Source organism: bacterium (assembly GCA_035505375.1).
Classification (GTDB): Bacteria; Hydrothermota; Tepidihabitantia; order Tepidihabitantales; family Tepidihabitantaceae; genus UBA2258.
This window is the reverse complement of the sequence record DATJQV010000025.1, coordinates 21,265-36,974: the sequence shown is the minus strand read 5'-3', so window position 1 is coordinate 36,974 and position 15,710 is coordinate 21,265. Positions and strand designations below refer to the sequence as shown.

The window sequence follows — 15,710 nt, the reverse complement described above, 5'->3', positions numbered from 1 at the left end:
CCACTCCGGTCCCAGTTGCTTTGTCCTTAGCCCTTTGTTCTTTGTCATTGCGTCCTACGCTCGTTCATATTTGTAGTACGCTGCGCATGCTCCCTCAGTCGACACCATGCACGGCCCGACCGGCGATTCGGGCGTGCACGCCTTGGCGAACAGTTTGCACTCCGGCGGGACAATGACGCCGAGCATCACGTCCCCGCACCGACACCCTGATTTACGATTTACGATTGACGATTGACGATTGCGGACGTGGAAACGACTCCGAGCATCGAATGCGGCGTAGTCCTTGCGAAACGCGAGACCGGAGCCGGGAATCGCGCCGATACCCCGCCACACAGCGTCACAGGGCTCGAAGACAGTGTCCATCACCTGCCGAGCCTTCGCGTTGCCCTCGGGCTTCACGCTTCGCATATACTGGTTTTCCACCTTCGGGCGCTGGTCATGACCCGAAAACAGGGACTGTACCGGATTGCGGCCGCGTCCTCGCGGTCGGGGACTGTCCCTGTTTTCGCCCAAGTCATCATGCATCCGCCTGAGCAGCATGTAAATTCCCTGCAGCACGTCGAGCGCCTCGAACCCGACCACGCAACTCGGCAGATGGTACTTGTCCCGGAGGAACTCGTACGGTCGCGTGCCGATAATGGTAGAGACGTGGCCGGGCAGGATGAACCCGTCCACATTCACTCGGTCCGAGGACGCAATCGCTTCCAGCGCCGGCGGGATAGTCTTGAACATAGGGAGCACGAAGAAGTTTGAGACCTTGGATTCCTGCGCCGCCAGCACCGTCGCCGCCACGGTGGGCGCGGTTGTCTCGAACCCCACCCCGAGAAACACGAACTGCCGGTCCGGCGCTTCTTCGGCCAAGCGCAGGGCATCCAGCGCCGAATATACGACCCGCACGTCCGCGCCTTTTGCCTTCTCCCGCTCCAGCGAAGTCAGCGTGCCCGGCACGCGCATCATGTCGCCGAAGGTCACAACGGCCGGACCCGGCGCGGGACATGACTCGAAAACGGGGACTGTACCGCGCGTCCTCGCGCTCCGAGGGACTGTCCCCGTTTTCGCCGAATTGTGTCCCAAGCCCCCCCGGGCGATGTCTATTGCCGCGTCGATCTCCTCCTGCGCGGTAACGCAGACCGGGCAGCCCGGCCCGGAAAGCAAACGCAGCCGCGGGTCCACCGCGCGACGGATACCGAAACCGGAGATTGCCATCGTGTGGGTGCCGCAGACTTCCATCAGGTTGATTGTCTTTCGGGTCTTACACAACTCAGCGACGAGGCCGTTCACCTTGCCGAGCAAGGCGCGCTCCATCGCGCCCTCGTCCAGCTTCCTCGTCGCCTTGCGCTGCTCAGCTTTCACCGTTTGATTCTATCCGCGCGTCGTCCCGGGTCAACCAACCCGACCGAACGTTGGGTGAAATCCGGCTTCGGTGATTGGTTGCCTCCACAAACGAGGAACTCTCGACCACGTCCGGAGTACGGATGTCGCGGCCCACTGCCGATGCGCATCTGTCCTGACATCAGGGTAGAGCGGATACGACTACCCTGTGCTATCGGTTCCCAGATTCGAGGGACGTGGAGTTAGACAGGTGTCCCCGACAAGCTCCTTGACTTTCTCGGCCGGTGAGTTACATTGACTGCGAGATGACGTCCAAAGTCAGGCAGGTCCTTGCCGAACTCCATGCCAGACTGGGCGAGCTGTACGGCGAACGGCTCGTCCGGCTTGTGCTGTTTGGTTCTCAGGCACGCGGTGACGCCCGAGCGGATTCGGACATAGACGTGATGGTAGTGCTCCGAGGGGACGTCAGTGTCGAAGAGGAGCGGCGTCGCGTGCTGCCAATCACCTCCGAGTTGTCGCTGGAGCACAACGTCGTGATTCTCTGCGTATACGTGTCGGAACGCCGCTTCGACCAGGAACAGAGTCCGCTGCTCCGCAACGCTCGGGTGGAGGGCGTCGCGGTATGAACGAACAGCAGAGGGCGCTGCTGGCGAAGGCGCGCGAAAGTCTGGACGTCGCCCGCGAGATTGATGCCCGAGGGAGCCATGGATTTGCGGCGTCACGTGCATACTACACGATGTTCTACGTCGTCGAGGCTCTACTGCTTAGCGACGGACTTGAGTACAGCAGTCACTCCGCGCTCATTGCCGCCTTTGGCGAGAGATTTCAGAAGCCCGGTCGGGTCCCTGCGGGCTTCCATCGAATGCTCCTGGATGCGGCGGAATGCCGCCAACTCGGTGACTACGAGGTCAATGTCGAGGTCAGCGCCGGCCTCGCGGGTGAGCAGATAGCGAACGCCCAGCGGTTCATAGACTTCGTCCAGAACATGCTCGCCTCGTCAACCGGGAAGCCGTTGTGACAGCGCCTTCGGCCATGCGCCCGGAACATGACTTCTCCGGCGCCTCACGCGGCAGAACCGCAGCGCGGCATGCAGAAGGTACCATCGTCGTTGTTGTAGGGCACGATGTCATTGACGTCTTCCCGGACAGCGCAGCCGTCAACGAGGCCTTGAGGGCTCTAGCGCCCGTGATCCGTCGGCAGCGCAAGGTATGGAAGAAGACACAACGAGTCACGGCACGCAACTGACGCGGGAGTAAGACACGCCGTTCGTGTGCCCGCCTTGACGTTTGAGAATGAGAAGATTAACGTGTCCCCGTCTTTCACCTGCACCGATCACTTGACACGGATACGGAGAAAGCTAGGCTCAAGGCAGTTGCAGAGTAGATTCGCTGGTCGGAGAGGCGGATTCTCCGCTCCTCCGAGATTGGAGCATGGTCTATGATGAAGCTGTTGCTCGTCCTCTTTCCCGTGGCGTTGTTCGCGCAGGTACAAGTAGACACGGTCATCAGGGTTCCCCATTCTTCAGCTCAAGGCTGTGGGTTGGGGACCGCGGCCTACCTTCCGGAACTCAACAAGCTCTACGTCGCCAGCGATACCGGGCGCTACTACGTGGTTGATTGTTCGACGTATCAGGTGGTGGACTCCATTTCGGTCCAGACGTATGGCTACGTCTACTATGCCTGGAACTGGCGCAGGCATAAGCTCTACACCCTTTGTCGTAACACAAGCGACAGCACGTTGGTAATCGACGCCGCAGCCGACACGGTCATTCACTGGCTGCATGTCTGCTATGACATGCCCTCGCATGTCTATCTGAGTGACGTTGACCAACTGTACAAGGCTGCGGTAGAAACCCTCTATGCATTTGATGGCGCTACCGATACGGTCGTGAGCCGCTTGGCACTGGGAGGGCTCAGCACGAACGCGTCGTGGGATTCGGCCGACCAGAAGCTCTACGTGGGGCAGGGCGGCGACAAGAAGCTTTACGTCTACGACTACGTCGCCGACTCGGTCTTGAAGGTGATTGACGTGAGCCGAGTGAGCGGAGTACAACCCGACGCTCTCCTCTTCGACAACACCTGCCACAAGGCGTACCTCGCGCCTTTCCAGGGAGAGCCCGGACCTTCGAATGTGGGTATCATCGACACGGAACGCGACACGCTGGTCGGCACCGTGCCCGTGCGAATCTGGGGCGGGCTATACAACACTCAGGTAGCGGTCGATGAGCGGGACAACAAGATCTATCTCGCTGACCGCGGCACCGACTGGCACACGCCGGACACGCTGTGGGTGGTGGACTGCGCGACGGACTCGGTTCTAAGGAAGATCGAATACGAACAACAAGGAGGCGGTGCGTATGTCACATGCTGGGTGCCATGGAGCGACCGTCTGTATCTCACCCTCGCGGCGGGCGATTCCAGTTACATCAGAGTTCTCGACTGCAAGACCGACTCGTTCATAGGAACACGAGTGTTGCCTAACAACTGGAACATTCAGGACATTCAACTCGACCCGGTTCGACGGCGCATGTTTGTCGTTGCGGTCGACAGGGATTACGTCTACGTTCTGCACGACACCGGGTACGGCATCGCTGAAGTGAATCGCGCCGGGCCGCGACCGTCTTCGGGATGGCAGGTGCGGACGATGTCTGGCTGGTTCGACGTTCGGTATTCGCTTGCCTCGCCATGCCGAGTAGCCCTCTCCGTCTACGACCTGACCGGCCGGGAGGTCAAGCGCCTGGTCGCCGAGGAGCAATCTGCCGGCCAACACTCTGTCGCCTGGAACTGCACTGACGGCAACGGAGCCGCAGTCGCCCGCGGCGTCTACTTCATCCGTCTCGATACGCAGGCAGCCCGCGACGTACAGAAGGCCGTCGTCACGCATTAGGCGGAATGACGCAGAGCAGAAGCCTCCGGCTGACAACCCCGACCGCTTTCAGCGTAAGTTTCTGACCGTTGAATCCGGTGGAAGGCACCGGTTGGCGTTTCCGGGTGTGGTTAGTCCACGGTCAGACGGCCTAAGTAACTGACAAGTAAGCCGTTAGACGTCAGATTGGTCGCGTAGACGGTCGCTCTGGGTGTCGCCTTGGGAACCGTTCCGGGAACGGTTCGGGGGGTGGTTCGGAAGGCCTCTCGGGACGCGAGTTGCACGGCGATTCTGGCGGGCACGGCCAAGGCCAATCGCAGAGCGACTTGCGAAGGCACGTACAGGAGGATTCCTGCGGAGATTCGCGAGTGGACTGGGAAGGTCAGTCGCAGAAGGATTGTGGCGGCGACTTCCGGCTGGATTGAGAATGCGGTTTGCGGAGGCACTCCCGAAGCGACTGCGACGATGACTTGCGGTGCGTCTGAGAAAGCCTCAGTACGCGCCGGCCGGCTCGGTCAGCGCGAGCGGCCCTAGCTGCCGTATCCGCTCGGTGAAGGCGGTAACCGCGTCTGCGAATATCTGCCCTTCTGATGCTGACACCCATTTGAGCTCCAGCCGCTCCGGCTCGATACCGAGCCCCGACAAGAGACCTTTCAGCAGGTCGATTCGCTTCTCGGCCTTGTAGTTGCCGGAAACGTAGTGACAATCGCCGGGATGGCAGCCGCCGACGAAGATGCCGTCCGCGCCTTCCTTGAACGCCCTCAAGATGAACTGCGGGTCAATCCGTCCCGAGCACATCACGCGGATGATGCGCAGGTTGGCCGGGTACTTCATACGCGAGGTCCCGGCCAAATCAGCACCGGCGTAGCAGCACCAGTTGCAGGCAAAACCGATGATTGTGGGGTTGAACTCAGCCATCTACGCCTCCACCTTCTCCGCCACTGCTCTCTCCTCCCTGCTATCTCCTCCCTTGCTCAGCAACGCATCCAACTGCGCGTCAATCTGGATACTGGTGTAGTGCCTGAGCTGGATGGCCGCGGACGGGCAGGCCGACGGGCAGACGCCGCAACCCTTGCACAGAATCTGGTTCACCGTCATCACGTGCTTCTGCGTGTCATAGACCAGTGCCTGGTACGGACAGAGCGCCTCGCAGATATGGCAGGACGAGCAGGCCTCTTCCTTTATCTCCGCGACAATCGGGTCAACCTTCACCTTGCCTTTGTTCAGCAGGGCGATGGCCGACGACGCAGCGCCCTTGGCCTGCGCCACCGTATCCGGGATGTCCTTCGGCCCCTGGGCGCAGCCCGCCAGGTACACGCCTTCGAGGTTCGTATCCACCGGTCTGAGCTTGGGATGGGCTTCGAGGAAGAACCGGTCGGACGAAAGCGAGAGCTTCAGGGTCTGGGCCAGCTCGCGGTAGCCTTCGCTCGGCACCAGGCCAACCCCGAGCACAACCATGTCGGTCTCGTGCTCGATGACCTTGCCCGCCAGGGTGTCGTCGACGCGCACCACCAGCTTGCCCTTGCGCCGGAATATCTCAGATGGCTTGCCGCGCTTGAACCGGACGCCTTCCTCGCGCACCCGGTCGTAGAACTCCTCGAATCCCTTACCGTAGGCGCGGATGTCCATGTAGTAGCTCGTGACGTTCGCGTCCGGCATCTTGTCCTTCAGCAGGTGGGCCTGCTTGATGATGAACATGCAGCAGACGCGCGAGCAATACTCATTGCCCACTGCCTTGTCGCGCGAGCCCACGCAGTGAATGAAGACCACGTCCTTAGGCTCCTCGCCGTCGGATATCTTGATGATGTGGCCGCCGGTCGGCCCGCCGGCCGAGCAGAGCCGCTCGAACTCCAGCGACGTCAGCACGTCGGGATACTTCCCGTAGCCGAACTCGGCCAGCGTCGTGGCGTCGAACACGTCCATCCCGGTCGCGAGCACGATGGCTCCGACCTCGTAGTCCCGCTCGATATCCTTCTGGTCGAAATCGATGCACTTCTTCTCGCACGCCTGCAGGCACTTCCCGCACGCGAGCGGCAGCGCGCCCAGGCACTGCTTGTCATTCCGGCAGAACGCGGCCGGCACCGCCTGCGCGAACGGCTGGTAAATGGCGGTGCGGGTCGAAAGCCCGAGGTTGAACTCATCCGGGAATCGCTGCGGACAGACCTTGGCGCAGTCGCCGCAGGCCGTGCACTGCTTCGCGTCAACGAACCGCGCCTTCTGGTGCACGGTCACGGTAAAGTTGCCGACAAACCCGGACACCTTCTTCAAGGTCGACAGGGTCAAAAGCTCCACGTTCGGATGCCGGGAAACGTCCACCATCTTCGGGGTCAGAATGCAGGCGGAACAGTCCAGGGTCGGGAACGTCTTGTCGAGCTGGGCCATGTGACCGCCGATCGACGCTTCCTTCTCCAAAAGGTACACCTTGTGCCCGGCCTCGGCGATGTCGAGCGCGGCCTGGATACCGGCGATGCCGGCCCCGACCACCATCACCGCCTTGGTCACGTCCGCGTACCGGTCCTCCAGCGGTTCCAGCAAAGACGCGCGCGCGACCGAGCTGCGAATCAGGTCCTTCGCCTTCTCGGTTGCCTCGGCCCGGTCGACGTGCACCCACGAACACTGCTCGCGGATATTGCACATCTCGAACAGGTACGGGTTCATGCCGGAGCCGAACACCGCGCCGCGGAACGTCGGCTCGTGCATTCGCGGCGAACAGGCGGCGACGACCACGCGGGTCAGACCCAGTTCCTTGATGTCCTTCTTTATCAGGTCCTGTCCCGGGTCCGAGCACATGTACATGTAATCGCGGGCGACCACGACATTGGGCAGGGTCGCCGCGTACTCGGCCGCCGCCTTCACGTCAACGGTCTGGGCGATATTGATGCCGCAGTGGCATATGTAGACGCCTATCTTCGGGGCATTCTTCGCCATTCCTACTCCCCGCCCGGAATTCTGGTTTCTTGTTTCTGGTTTCTGAATTCTGCTCTATCCGGGACCATGGTCATGCCTTCATCTCCTTAACCTTCTGCCGTAGCGCGGGGATGACCTTGTGCAGGTCGTCCACGATGCCGTAATGGGCGACCGAGAATATCGGCGCCTTCGGGTCCTTGTTCACGGCGATAATCGTATCCGCGCCCTTCATCCCGGCGATGTGCTGGAACGCGCCTGAGATGCCGAGCGCGATGTAGAGCTTCGGCTTGATGGTCTTGCCCGATGACCCGACCTGAACTTCCTTGGGGAGCCAGCCCGCATCAACCACGGGCCGCGAAGCGGCCAGCACCGCGCCGATGTCCTGGGCGAACTCCTGCACGAGCGGCAGGTTCTTCGCTTCCTTGATGCCGCGGCCGATGCCGACGACGACGGTCGCCTTGGTAATGTCGATCCCGGTGGTCGGCACTTCCTCGAGGCTGATGAACTTCGTCTTGGCCCCGGAAACAACGTCCCCTGCGTCCCACTTCTCGATGGTGCCGCCGAGGCTCGCCGGCTCCGGCTTGAAGTTCGATTGCCGGACCATGATGACTGCCGGCTCCGAACCGACTGCCCAGTCTGCAACAATCTTGCCCGCGTACATGCCTCGGGAAACCGAGAACCCACTGTCCGCCTTGGTGAACGCGACCGCGTCGGAGATGAGTCCAGCGTTCAACGCAACCGCCAGGCTCGGCCCGAGGTCAGTGCCGAACGCCGAGTTGGCAATCAGAACTGCCGACGGCTTCTTCTCGCCGACCAGCTTCACCAGCGCCTTCTGGTACGGCTCGTAATTGAAATCCTTGAACGCCGGGCCGGAAACGCAGACGACCTTGTTCGCGTGCGGAGCCACGGCCGCCGCCAGCGAATCGTTCTCGGCCAGGAGCACTGCCTCCACGCTCCCCGCGCCCATCTTCCGGGCCGCGGTCAGCATCTCGAACGTCACATCCCGAACCGCTCCCTGCCGATGCTCGACCAGAACGAGAATACTGCTCATGACGCACCACCCGCACACAGCTTACAGCTAACAGCTAACAGCTCTCCGGACTTCTGACATCTGACATCTGACATCTCACATCTTGCTTCGTCCGATGCCCAGACCTTTGTGTCTTTGTGTCTTGGTGGTAAGACTCCGTGTCCGGAATTCTGCATTCTGGTTTCTGGTTTCTGACTTCTGAATTGTCTGGAATCGCTCATCAGACCGCTCCCTTCTCTTTCAGAAGCTGAGCCATCTTGAGTGCCTTTTCGTCCAGCGTTCCTTCCAGCATCTGCGCCGCTCCTACCACCTCCGGCACGTAGACCTTGATGAGCGATGTCCTCGCCTCGGGCTTGGCTGCCGCGGCCTGGTCAATCGGCTTGGCCCCGGCCCGCTTGATGCCCATGATTGAGGCGTAGCGCGGGGTGTTCCCGCCGGTCTGGATGGTGACGACTGCGGGCATGGCCAGTTCCTTCACCTCAAGGAACCCGCCCTCTAGCTCGCGCTTCACCACAATCTTCCCGGCCTGGATGTCGAGCTTGGTCACGTAGGCAGCGTGCGGAAGGCCGAGCAGTTCGGCCAAAGCCGGCCCGACCTGCGAATTCCCGTCGTCCGACGCGATGGCGCCGGTGACGATGAGGTCGAACTTCTTGTCCTTGAACCAGGCAGCCAGCACCTTCGCCGTCCCGATCCCGTCCGTCTCCCCGAGCGCCGCGCTGTCGATTCTCGCCGCCGCGGTCGCGCCCTTGGCGAGGCCCATCCGCAGCACCTCTTCCGACTCCTTGGCGCCGACCGAGACGAGCGTCACATTGGTGTTGTGCTTCTCCTTGGCGAGCAGCGCCTCTTCGAGCGCGTAATTATCCGCCTCATTGATGGTGAACGCGAGCTTGTCGCGGACGATGTCCTTGCCGCTTGCGTCCACCTTCACGTCGGCCTCAGCGGTGTCCGGGACCCGCTTCAGGCAAACCGCAATCTCCACGCTAGCCTCCAATCTCCTGAAAGGAAGACGCGACGTGAATCCCCGGCTGCGCCCCGCAGCCCAAGGCCTCGCGCCGCGACTGGATAATCATATGTTAGGTTAAGCGGACTGCTAGCATATCCCAAAACCTCGACGGGTCAACAGTCTGCGAACCCGAATCCGACTCCGGCATCTCCCTCTGCCAATCTACAGTCGGCAATCCGGAATCTGGTGTCCCCTGGTATCACAGGTGCACGTGCGGGAAACGGAGGCAATCGCGAGGGAGCCGCCAAATGCGGCAGGGCGGCTCACCTCAAAGGCTGGACGTGGACGCGCAAGTCGTCGGCTGTCATCAACCTCTCGACCAGACCGACCGTATTGTCATGCCGCGGTATGCGCCCTGATTAGGGCCAAGGGATAGCGTTCAGCCTGCGACGGCGTACTCCACTGAGCGGGGGTTCTCCACGCGCTTCGAGGCATTCAGAATCTCAATGCCTACGACGTTGCCGTCCTTGTCATAATCCAGAACGACACCGGGCTTGTCCTCATCGCTCTCCTGTATCTTCGCTCCGCTGAATACAACTCTCAGAACATCCACTTCCTGGTCATACGTGACTTTCACTCCGACCTCCAGTACTTGCCAATCTTGCTGGTTCGATACACCGTCACAACGACAGTCGCGTCCGAGCGTTCGGCGACAACCACGCGAACCAGGTACTGCTTGCCCTCCAACTCAATGCGTGACTGCCGGGCCAACAGATCACCGTGTTCGGGAACGACCTGCTCAGGGCTGTTCAGCACGCGCTCGACGACCTCAAACGGAATGCCCCGCCGGACAATCTCCAAGCGTGCATGGCCCGAAAACCTGACCGGCTTCATGGTGTGTCAAGCCATTCTAGCCGCGTCTCGACCTCATGTCCAACACGGGCAGGCTGCAAGCTGTAGGCCGTCGGCTGTCATCATCGTCTTGACCAGCCCTGCTATCCCGTGGTGCCCGTTGCTCATCGTTCCGGGCTTATCGTTCATAGCTCTCCGCGAGCCCGACCGTCTTGTCATGCCGCGGCGGAAATGGCGGAGATCCTGCGACAAGCTACCCTTTCCGCCTGAGCGCCTTTCGTTTCTTCGATTCGACTGCCTTGATGCTCTCAGCCGCGGGCATATTCTCGGGCATGACTTTGCCCATTGACCGCCCTTGCCAATCTCGATCAATTCGGTGACGTCAACGAAATGATCCTCCACCTTCTGCCCGCTGTTGAAACAGGCCAGCCGCGCCTTCTGAATGACCTGCTCGAAGTTCCGGTAGTCGGAATAGCCGAGCACCTGGGCGAACTCGCGGCTCGACCAGAACTCCGCGCCGGACGCGTTGACCCGCCGAATCTGCTCGAATGGCGACACGCGCCCGCCATTCGACCTCATAACGTTGTCACTCACCTGTTACCTCCTTCGACGATCCGAATCTCATCCTCGTCCGGGCCGCAAGCTGTGAGCTGCAAGCTGCCAGCCGTTTCGTCATGCCGCGCCTTGACATCGCTCCGTAACAGGCAACTGTCCATGATGCCCTACCACACAAGGGTAATCGTACCGGCGTTGTAGTTGGACGTGACTTCCTTGAACTCGCTGAAGAACCCGACCTGGCCGAGCAGGCCGGCGTGACCGTGCGCGAAGTCTGCGACAACGGTCCGTGTGCCGTCGATTTCCTCGTAGGTAGTTTGGCAGATGCCGACCGGCACCTTGATCGTCCGGCGCCGGAACTCTGCGTCTATCAGCGTTATTGACAAATCGTGAAAGAAGGCTAGAATTCGCACCCCGCTGATGCCATGCCGCGGGAATTTCCTGGGGCTACCGGTCTGCCACTTCCCCTTGCCGAACAGCGTGTCGCCCATCTCGGACCTGAAGTAGCAGTAGTCCGACCCCGAGTCAACAACCAAGTCCCAATTCCGCTTCTGCTCGCCATGTTCGACAAGTGCCGGGATCACTGGGTAACGGATGTACCTCTGAGTGGGCAGCAGCAGTCGGACCTCAGGGACAAGCGGGCGTAGGGTGTCAGCGTAACGCATAAGGAGGCGACCCATTACTCGCCTCCCTCAAGCAGACAGAGTTGTTGTAGCGGAGGGACTACTCCGGCACTCTCAGCAGCCGGTACTCGCCTACTAAGTAGCCCCTCTTCTGGGCCCTGGCATCGACTTCGAACATGTCCGCGTGTGCGCTGCAGATTGGCCGGTTGTTCCTTCGTTCGACAGCTACCCACTTGCCCGAGTTGCGAGCGCAGTATGCTTGGTCTTCGAGGATGTTGGTCTCTTCCAGCACATCCACTGGACAGTCGGACTCGGTCATCGCAGCAAGTCGATGCATGGCATTCGTCATACCTCCCGGTATGCACGACACGTGCCACGCCCGCTTTCCTCGACAAAGAGCTAAGGAATGAGTTAGTAAACAGTTGCGTCACGGTGTAACCTCCTTGGTCAGGCGCGACGATTCGGTTACTAGCGAATTGGATACACTCATAAGTCATTATGTATTAAGGCCATAGACGGTTGCGCGACAACTCCTCGAAGCTGGACATCCGCATGCGCTTGGGTGGCTTCGAGCCACGAAAGTAGCGTGATAGCTTGGATTCGCCTAGCACAAGCACTCACGATACCACGCCTCTGTCGCATCATCTGCTAGGGTGGCCATCGGAGGTTACGTCAGCTAGTGACACTTGGCGCTTTGTCGCACCTAGAATGCGGTGGTCGTTCACATCTAGACCGTGCTTGTGCACTAGCTTGTAGAAGTACGGCCGGGCGTATCCACAGATTTCTGCCGCGCGACTGACGTTGCCGCTAGTGGCTGCCAGAGCGTCTTCTAGCTGTCGGCGCTTTGCTTGTGTGCGCTGGGCTGCAATGCGATTGGCCTCTTCCATACTGGCTGCAAGGATCTCCGGGGTTGGGTGCGGATAGATGCCGTGGCGCATACATGCTCGCTGGAACGTCTTGCGGGGGACGCCGACCATTCGCGCCGCTCTGGAAACGTTATTGTCGGCAGCGGCCAATGCTCTCATCACGACCTCCCTAGTGAGCACGGACCCCATAGCAGCGACCTCCGTGTCTGCAGCACCAGCGGCCGGAACAGAGGCAGCAGTTCTCCATTCCGGGTTCGTTTGGTCTATCCCGTAGCGGTCCATCAATCGCTGCAACTGCCGGCGATGAATGGCGAGAACATTAGCGGCTTGGCTTACGTTTCCACCGGTCTCGCATAGCGCTTTCACAACTTCTTCGCGCCCAAGGCGCCGCCGCTGCGCCCGGCCGGAGTCAGGCCTCTTCTCGACTTCAGAGAACTGAGTTCCCACGTCGTCGGTCGTAATCAGATTCTTCTGTGCCATTATGACCGAGCGCTCGACGACGTTCTGCAGCTCGCGAACGTTGCCCGGCCATGCGTAGCCGGCAAACGATTCCAACACCGCGTCTTCGAATCCGTCCACAGCCTTGTTGAGCTGACCGGCATAGCGTTTGACGAAATAGGTGGCCAGCAATTCTACATCGCCCGTGCGCTCGCGGAGAGCCGGGACATTGATGGTAACGCCGTTGATCCGGTAGAACAGGTCCTCGCGGAACCGCCCGGTCTGTACCTCTTGTTGGATGTCGCGGTTTGTCGCACAGATGAGCCGGACGTCCACCTGCCGCGGCTTGGTCTCACCGACCCGGCGAGTGACTTTCTCATCGAGAACCTGCAGCAGTTTGGCCTGGACGCCGAGGGTCGTGTTGCTGACTTCGTCCAGGAATACCGTCCCGCCGACCGCGGCCTCGAACAGCCCTTCTTTGTCCCTGACCGCGCCGGTGAACGCGCCCCGGGCGTGCCCGAACAACTCGGACTCAAACAGGTTCTCCGGAAGCGCGCCGCAGTTGATCGACATAAACCCCTGGGCGCGGCGCTCGCTCTTCGCGTGGATCAGCCGGGCAAGCACGCCCTTGCCTGTGCCGGTCTCACCGGTCAGCAGCACGGTGCAGCTTGAATGCGCGATTCGGTCGATCACCCGGTACACTTCCTTCATCGCCCGGGAGCGGCCCATCAAGAACCCGGTGGCCGCATCCACCAGCATGTCCTCGCGCAGTGCGTACACCTCCTCCTGCAGCTTCTTGAAGGCCGCCGACTTGTCGATGGTCGCGGCCAAGAGGTTTGCCACCGACACGAGCAGGCTCATGTCCTCTTCGAGAAAGAGGTGCGCGGTAACCCGGCTGTCGATGTAGATGGTGCCGACAACCCGGTCGCCGACGGTAAGCGGCACGCAGAGCAGCGAGCGGATCTTGTTGAGCATGACGCTGTTCGCGCTGTTGAAGCGGGGGTCGGTCATGGCATCGGCGCTGAAGACCATCTCGCCCTGCCGTTTCACCTTCCGCAAGACCGAATGGGAAATCTCGGTGGCGTCCTCGACGGTCGTGTGGTCGACGTTCCGCGCCGCGGCCAGTACGAGTTTCCCTCTCTGCACGAGGAACAGGAGGCCGCGTTCGGCCCGGATGACGTCAATCACTAAATCCAGGATGTGTTCGAAGAAGTCGTCCCTCTCCAAACCCCTGCCGATGAACTCGCCGACCTCGTAGAAGACCCTGAGATGCTCGCGTCGTTCTTCTTGCCTCGGTTGTGGCCTGTCCGTCACTTCGCTTGGACCGTTGGGGAGTTCCCCTGCAGACGACGCTGGTGGATCGGAACCTGACAACTCGCGGACTGCAGCAGCGGCCGACGGCGGCCGACGGTCCGGCTCAAAACGGACAAGCGACATCACGAAACGCTCGAACCGCTCAGGTATGTTCGGATCGAGACTGCGCGGCAGCTTCAAAAGTGAGTAGTACTGGGCTCTCAGCCAGTCGCGCAGGTCGCGAGCCTCGCCAGGTCCTTCTTTGGTCAGGATTTCGTATAGCACAACACCGAACGAATAGAGGTCTGCGCGGGCGTCGAAGTCCATGCCCCTTAGCACCTCGGGTGCGGCATAGCCGAGAGTGCCGCGTGCCTCCATCGAACCGCTCAGGGCCGTTCTATCTGTGAAGCCGAAATCCAGGAGCTTGGCAAACGGCCGACCGTCGACGTCACTTACAAGTATGTTCGTCGGCTTGATGTCGCAGTGCACGAGCCCCTGAGCGTGGATGGCGTCGAGCGCCTCAAGAACCTGCTTGGTCACGTCCTCCAGGGCCGGAGTGTATCCCTTGGCGAAATACTGGTTCATGGGCCGACCGTCGACGAATTCCGCCGTCAAGTAGGGACGTCCGTCTAGCGAGCCAAAGTCAATCACCCCTACTATGTGGGGATGGGCGAATCGGCTCAAGGTGTGATGCTCGCGACTAAGACGCTCTTCCGCCTCTCCGCCGGCGCCCTCTCGAAGAACTTTGAGCGCCAAGACCATTTGGGCCGCGGCGTCACGGACCCGATAGACTTCAGAATCAACGCCGCCGCCCAAGAACTCCAGCACCTCGAAGCGGCCGGAGATTTTCGTACCAACAGCCAGTCTTCGTGATACTGAAGCCATAAACTATGATATACCCCACCAAGTTGCCTGTCAAGCAGCACGTGCGACAGCCGCCGCACCGATTACATCACTCTAACATTCAATCTGATATGGACTTACGATTGTACAATGTAATGTTGTCCGGCGACTTGGCGACCGGCATGACTCAGGGGTGGCGATCGTCAGGGAGTCGAAGTCGAGCACATACCGACCAAGAGAGCGGTTCACTGCTGTCATCAAATACTTGGGCCGACTGCGTCCGGCCAGCCTCTCGCTACTCTTGGGATCAGGCCACTCCTGCATTCCGAGGCGGGGGCATTGTCAAAGTCTCGGGCCGAGCGAGGAGAAGAAGGGGTTGAGGAACTCAAGGCGGAGTTGCTCCTCCTCGCAGTCACCGGAGAGGAAGACCTTGCGGTTCGGGTCGAAGCGGTCGACCAAACGTTTGACGGCGTCGGGCGCGGGCATTCCCATGGTTGAGAAGGATATACCCGAAGGACGTCAGGTCAAGGCGCGGCGTACCGAAACCGCCGGGCCGCGGCGAGATGTAGGCGATAGTTCTGTGCGGGTCGCTATGGCTTCGGCCTGGCGATGTCGAAGATGTCCTGGCGCGCTTTCGGCGCAAGGTTCCAGTTACCAGTTTGCAGTCCGCAGAGGCGGCCGCGGACCGACGGCTAGACGGGTTGGCTTCAGCGACCCGTCAGGCTGAGCGCCTATGTCGAAGACCTGCGAATCATGGCGGCGCGCAAAGAGATTCCTGAGCCGCGGACGATTGATTTGGGGTACACCGAAAGCTCGAAAAGAACCGAGAGTCTAGCGACTCTCCCCGAACGAGCATAACCTCATTACAGTCCGTCGGTTAAGCCCTGTCGCGTCGAGGAATTCCCGCATATAGGGGTCGCCTGGGGGCTAGCCTTTGAAGGAGCTTTCGATGAAGCCATGAAACAAGCTTTGAAGCGAGCTTTGAGTTGAGCTTTCAGCCGAGCTTTGACGCGAGCTTTCGACGGAGCTTTGAGCTAAGCGATGTAAGAAGCGATGCGCTCAGCTTTGAGACGAGCGATGCGCTGAGCGATGTGACAAGCATTGAGATGAGCAATGAAAGAAGCTATGAAGTAAGCTTTCGAGTAAGCATTCCAAGGTACTTT

15 protein-coding genes are annotated in these 15,710 nt (G+C 60.5%); 3 read left to right on the top strand and 12 right to left on the bottom strand.

The features are described from left to right. Nucleotides 1-54: 54 nt before the first annotated feature. Nucleotides 55-1,353: a hydrogenase formation protein HypD gene (hypD, locus tag VMH22_04130; protein ID HTW90876.1), complete on the bottom strand. Its 1,299-nt coding sequence runs from the start codon at nucleotides 1,351-1,353 to the stop codon at nucleotides 55-57. Nucleotides 1,354-1,616: 263 nt separating this feature from the next. Between hypD and VMH22_04125 the strand changes: the two genes are divergently transcribed. The 3 genes from VMH22_04125 to VMH22_04115 all read left to right on the top strand — a co-directional run bounded on the left by VMH22_04125 (nucleotide 1,617) and on the right by VMH22_04115 (nucleotide 4,218). Further along, nucleotides 1,617-1,958 carry a nucleotidyltransferase domain-containing protein gene (locus VMH22_04125; protein HTW90875.1) on the top strand — a complete coding sequence of 114 codons (342 nt, stop codon included), beginning with the start codon at nucleotides 1,617-1,619 and terminating at the stop codon, nucleotides 1,956-1,958. After that, nucleotides 1,955-2,350: a HEPN domain-containing protein gene (locus tag VMH22_04120; GenBank protein HTW90874.1), complete on the top strand. Its 396-nt coding sequence runs from the start codon at nucleotides 1,955-1,957 to the stop codon at nucleotides 2,348-2,350. Before VMH22_04125 ends, VMH22_04120 begins: the two co-directional genes overlap by 4 nt. 419 nt (nucleotides 2,351-2,769) lie before the next feature. Further along, nucleotides 2,770-4,218, top strand: a complete 1,449-nt coding sequence (locus VMH22_04115) for a FlgD immunoglobulin-like domain containing protein (GenBank protein HTW90873.1) — start codon at nucleotides 2,770-2,772, stop codon at nucleotides 4,216-4,218. A gap of 471 nt (nucleotides 4,219-4,689) precedes the next feature. Here VMH22_04115 and VMH22_04110 read toward each other — a convergent pair whose 3' ends face one another. The 11 genes from VMH22_04110 to VMH22_04060 all read right to left on the bottom strand — a co-directional run bounded on the left by VMH22_04110 (nucleotide 4,690) and on the right by VMH22_04060 (nucleotide 15,039). Beyond that, nucleotides 4,690-5,115 carry a hydrogenase iron-sulfur subunit gene (locus tag VMH22_04110; protein ID HTW90872.1) on the bottom strand — a complete coding sequence of 142 codons (426 nt, stop codon included), beginning with the start codon at nucleotides 5,113-5,115 and terminating at the stop codon, nucleotides 4,690-4,692. Then, a complete protein-coding gene (locus tag VMH22_04105; protein ID HTW90871.1) occupies nucleotides 5,116-7,125 on the bottom strand; it encodes a CoB--CoM heterodisulfide reductase iron-sulfur subunit A family protein in 2,010 nt (669 codons plus the stop codon). It lies immediately after the preceding gene. A 70-nt stretch (nucleotides 7,126-7,195) separates the two neighbouring features. Next, on the bottom strand, nucleotides 7,196-8,155 hold the full coding sequence (locus VMH22_04100) for an electron transfer flavoprotein subunit alpha/FixB family protein (protein ID HTW90870.1): 960 nt from the start codon (nucleotides 8,153-8,155) through the stop codon (nucleotides 7,196-7,198). 199 nt (nucleotides 8,156-8,354) lie between these two features. Then, nucleotides 8,355-9,113: an electron transfer flavoprotein subunit beta/FixA family protein gene (locus tag VMH22_04095; protein ID HTW90869.1), complete on the bottom strand. Its 759-nt coding sequence runs from the start codon at nucleotides 9,111-9,113 to the stop codon at nucleotides 8,355-8,357. A 403-nt stretch (nucleotides 9,114-9,516) separates the two neighbouring features. Further along, nucleotides 9,517-9,714, bottom strand: coding sequence for a DUF2283 domain-containing protein (locus VMH22_04090; protein HTW90868.1), 198 nt, complete (start codon nucleotides 9,712-9,714; stop codon nucleotides 9,517-9,519). Then, a complete protein-coding gene (locus tag VMH22_04085) occupies nucleotides 9,711-9,971 on the bottom strand; it encodes a DUF4258 domain-containing protein (GenBank protein ID HTW90867.1) in 261 nt (86 codons plus the stop codon). The genes VMH22_04090 and VMH22_04085 overlap by 4 nt, the downstream gene beginning before the upstream one ends. A 33-nt stretch (nucleotides 9,972-10,004) precedes the next feature. Continuing rightward, nucleotides 10,005-10,523 (bottom strand): BRO family protein, encoded by a 519-nt coding sequence (locus VMH22_04080; protein HTW90866.1) that lies wholly within the window; start codon nucleotides 10,521-10,523, stop codon nucleotides 10,005-10,007. A gap of 128 nt (nucleotides 10,524-10,651) precedes the next feature. Beyond that, complete coding sequence (locus tag VMH22_04075; protein HTW90865.1) at nucleotides 10,652-11,164, bottom strand: hypothetical protein; 513 nt, start codon at nucleotides 11,162-11,164, stop codon at nucleotides 10,652-10,654. Between the two features lie 43 nt (nucleotides 11,165-11,207). After that, on the bottom strand, nucleotides 11,208-11,444 hold the full coding sequence (locus tag VMH22_04070) for a hypothetical protein (protein HTW90864.1): 237 nt from the start codon (nucleotides 11,442-11,444) through the stop codon (nucleotides 11,208-11,210). 304 nt (nucleotides 11,445-11,748) lie between these two features. Continuing rightward, nucleotides 11,749-14,589, bottom strand: a complete 2,841-nt coding sequence (locus tag VMH22_04065; GenBank protein ID HTW90863.1) for a sigma 54-interacting transcriptional regulator — start codon at nucleotides 14,587-14,589, stop codon at nucleotides 11,749-11,751. 300 nt (nucleotides 14,590-14,889) lie between these two features. Next, nucleotides 14,890-15,039 (bottom strand): hypothetical protein, encoded by a 150-nt coding sequence (locus tag VMH22_04060; GenBank protein ID HTW90862.1) that lies wholly within the window; start codon nucleotides 15,037-15,039, stop codon nucleotides 14,890-14,892. Nucleotides 15,040-15,710 lie beyond the last annotated feature (671 nt).

Coding starts and splice junctions, on each gene's coding strand:
- VMH22_04120 (HTW90874.1), top strand. CDS start 1,955: ATGAACGAACAGCAGAGGGCGCTGCTGGCGAAGGCGCGCGAAAGTCTG.
- VMH22_04115 (HTW90873.1), top strand. CDS start 2,770: ATGATGAAGCTGTTGCTCGTCCTCTTTCCCGTGGCGTTGTTCGCGCAG.
- VMH22_04110 (HTW90872.1), bottom strand. CDS start 5,115: ATGGCTGAGTTCAACCCCACAATCATCGGTTTTGCCTGCAACTGGTGC.
- VMH22_04105 (HTW90871.1), bottom strand. CDS start 7,125: ATGGCGAAGAATGCCCCGAAGATAGGCGTCTACATATGCCACTGCGGC.
- VMH22_04100 (HTW90870.1), bottom strand. CDS start 8,155: ATGAGCAGTATTCTCGTTCTGGTCGAGCATCGGCAGGGAGCGGTTCGG.
- VMH22_04085 (HTW90867.1), bottom strand. CDS start 9,971: ATGAAGCCGGTCAGGTTTTCGGGCCATGCACGCTTGGAGATTGTCCGG.
- VMH22_04075 (HTW90865.1), bottom strand. CDS start 11,164: ATGGGTCGCCTCCTTATGCGTTACGCTGACACCCTACGCCCGCTTGTC.
- VMH22_04070 (HTW90864.1), bottom strand. CDS start 11,444: ATGCATCGACTTGCTGCGATGACCGAGTCCGACTGTCCAGTGGATGTG.
- VMH22_04065 (HTW90863.1), bottom strand. CDS start 14,589: ATGGCTTCAGTATCACGAAGACTGGCTGTTGGTACGAAAATCTCCGGC.
- VMH22_04060 (HTW90862.1), bottom strand. CDS start 15,039: ATGGGAATGCCCGCGCCCGACGCCGTCAAACGTTTGGTCGACCGCTTC.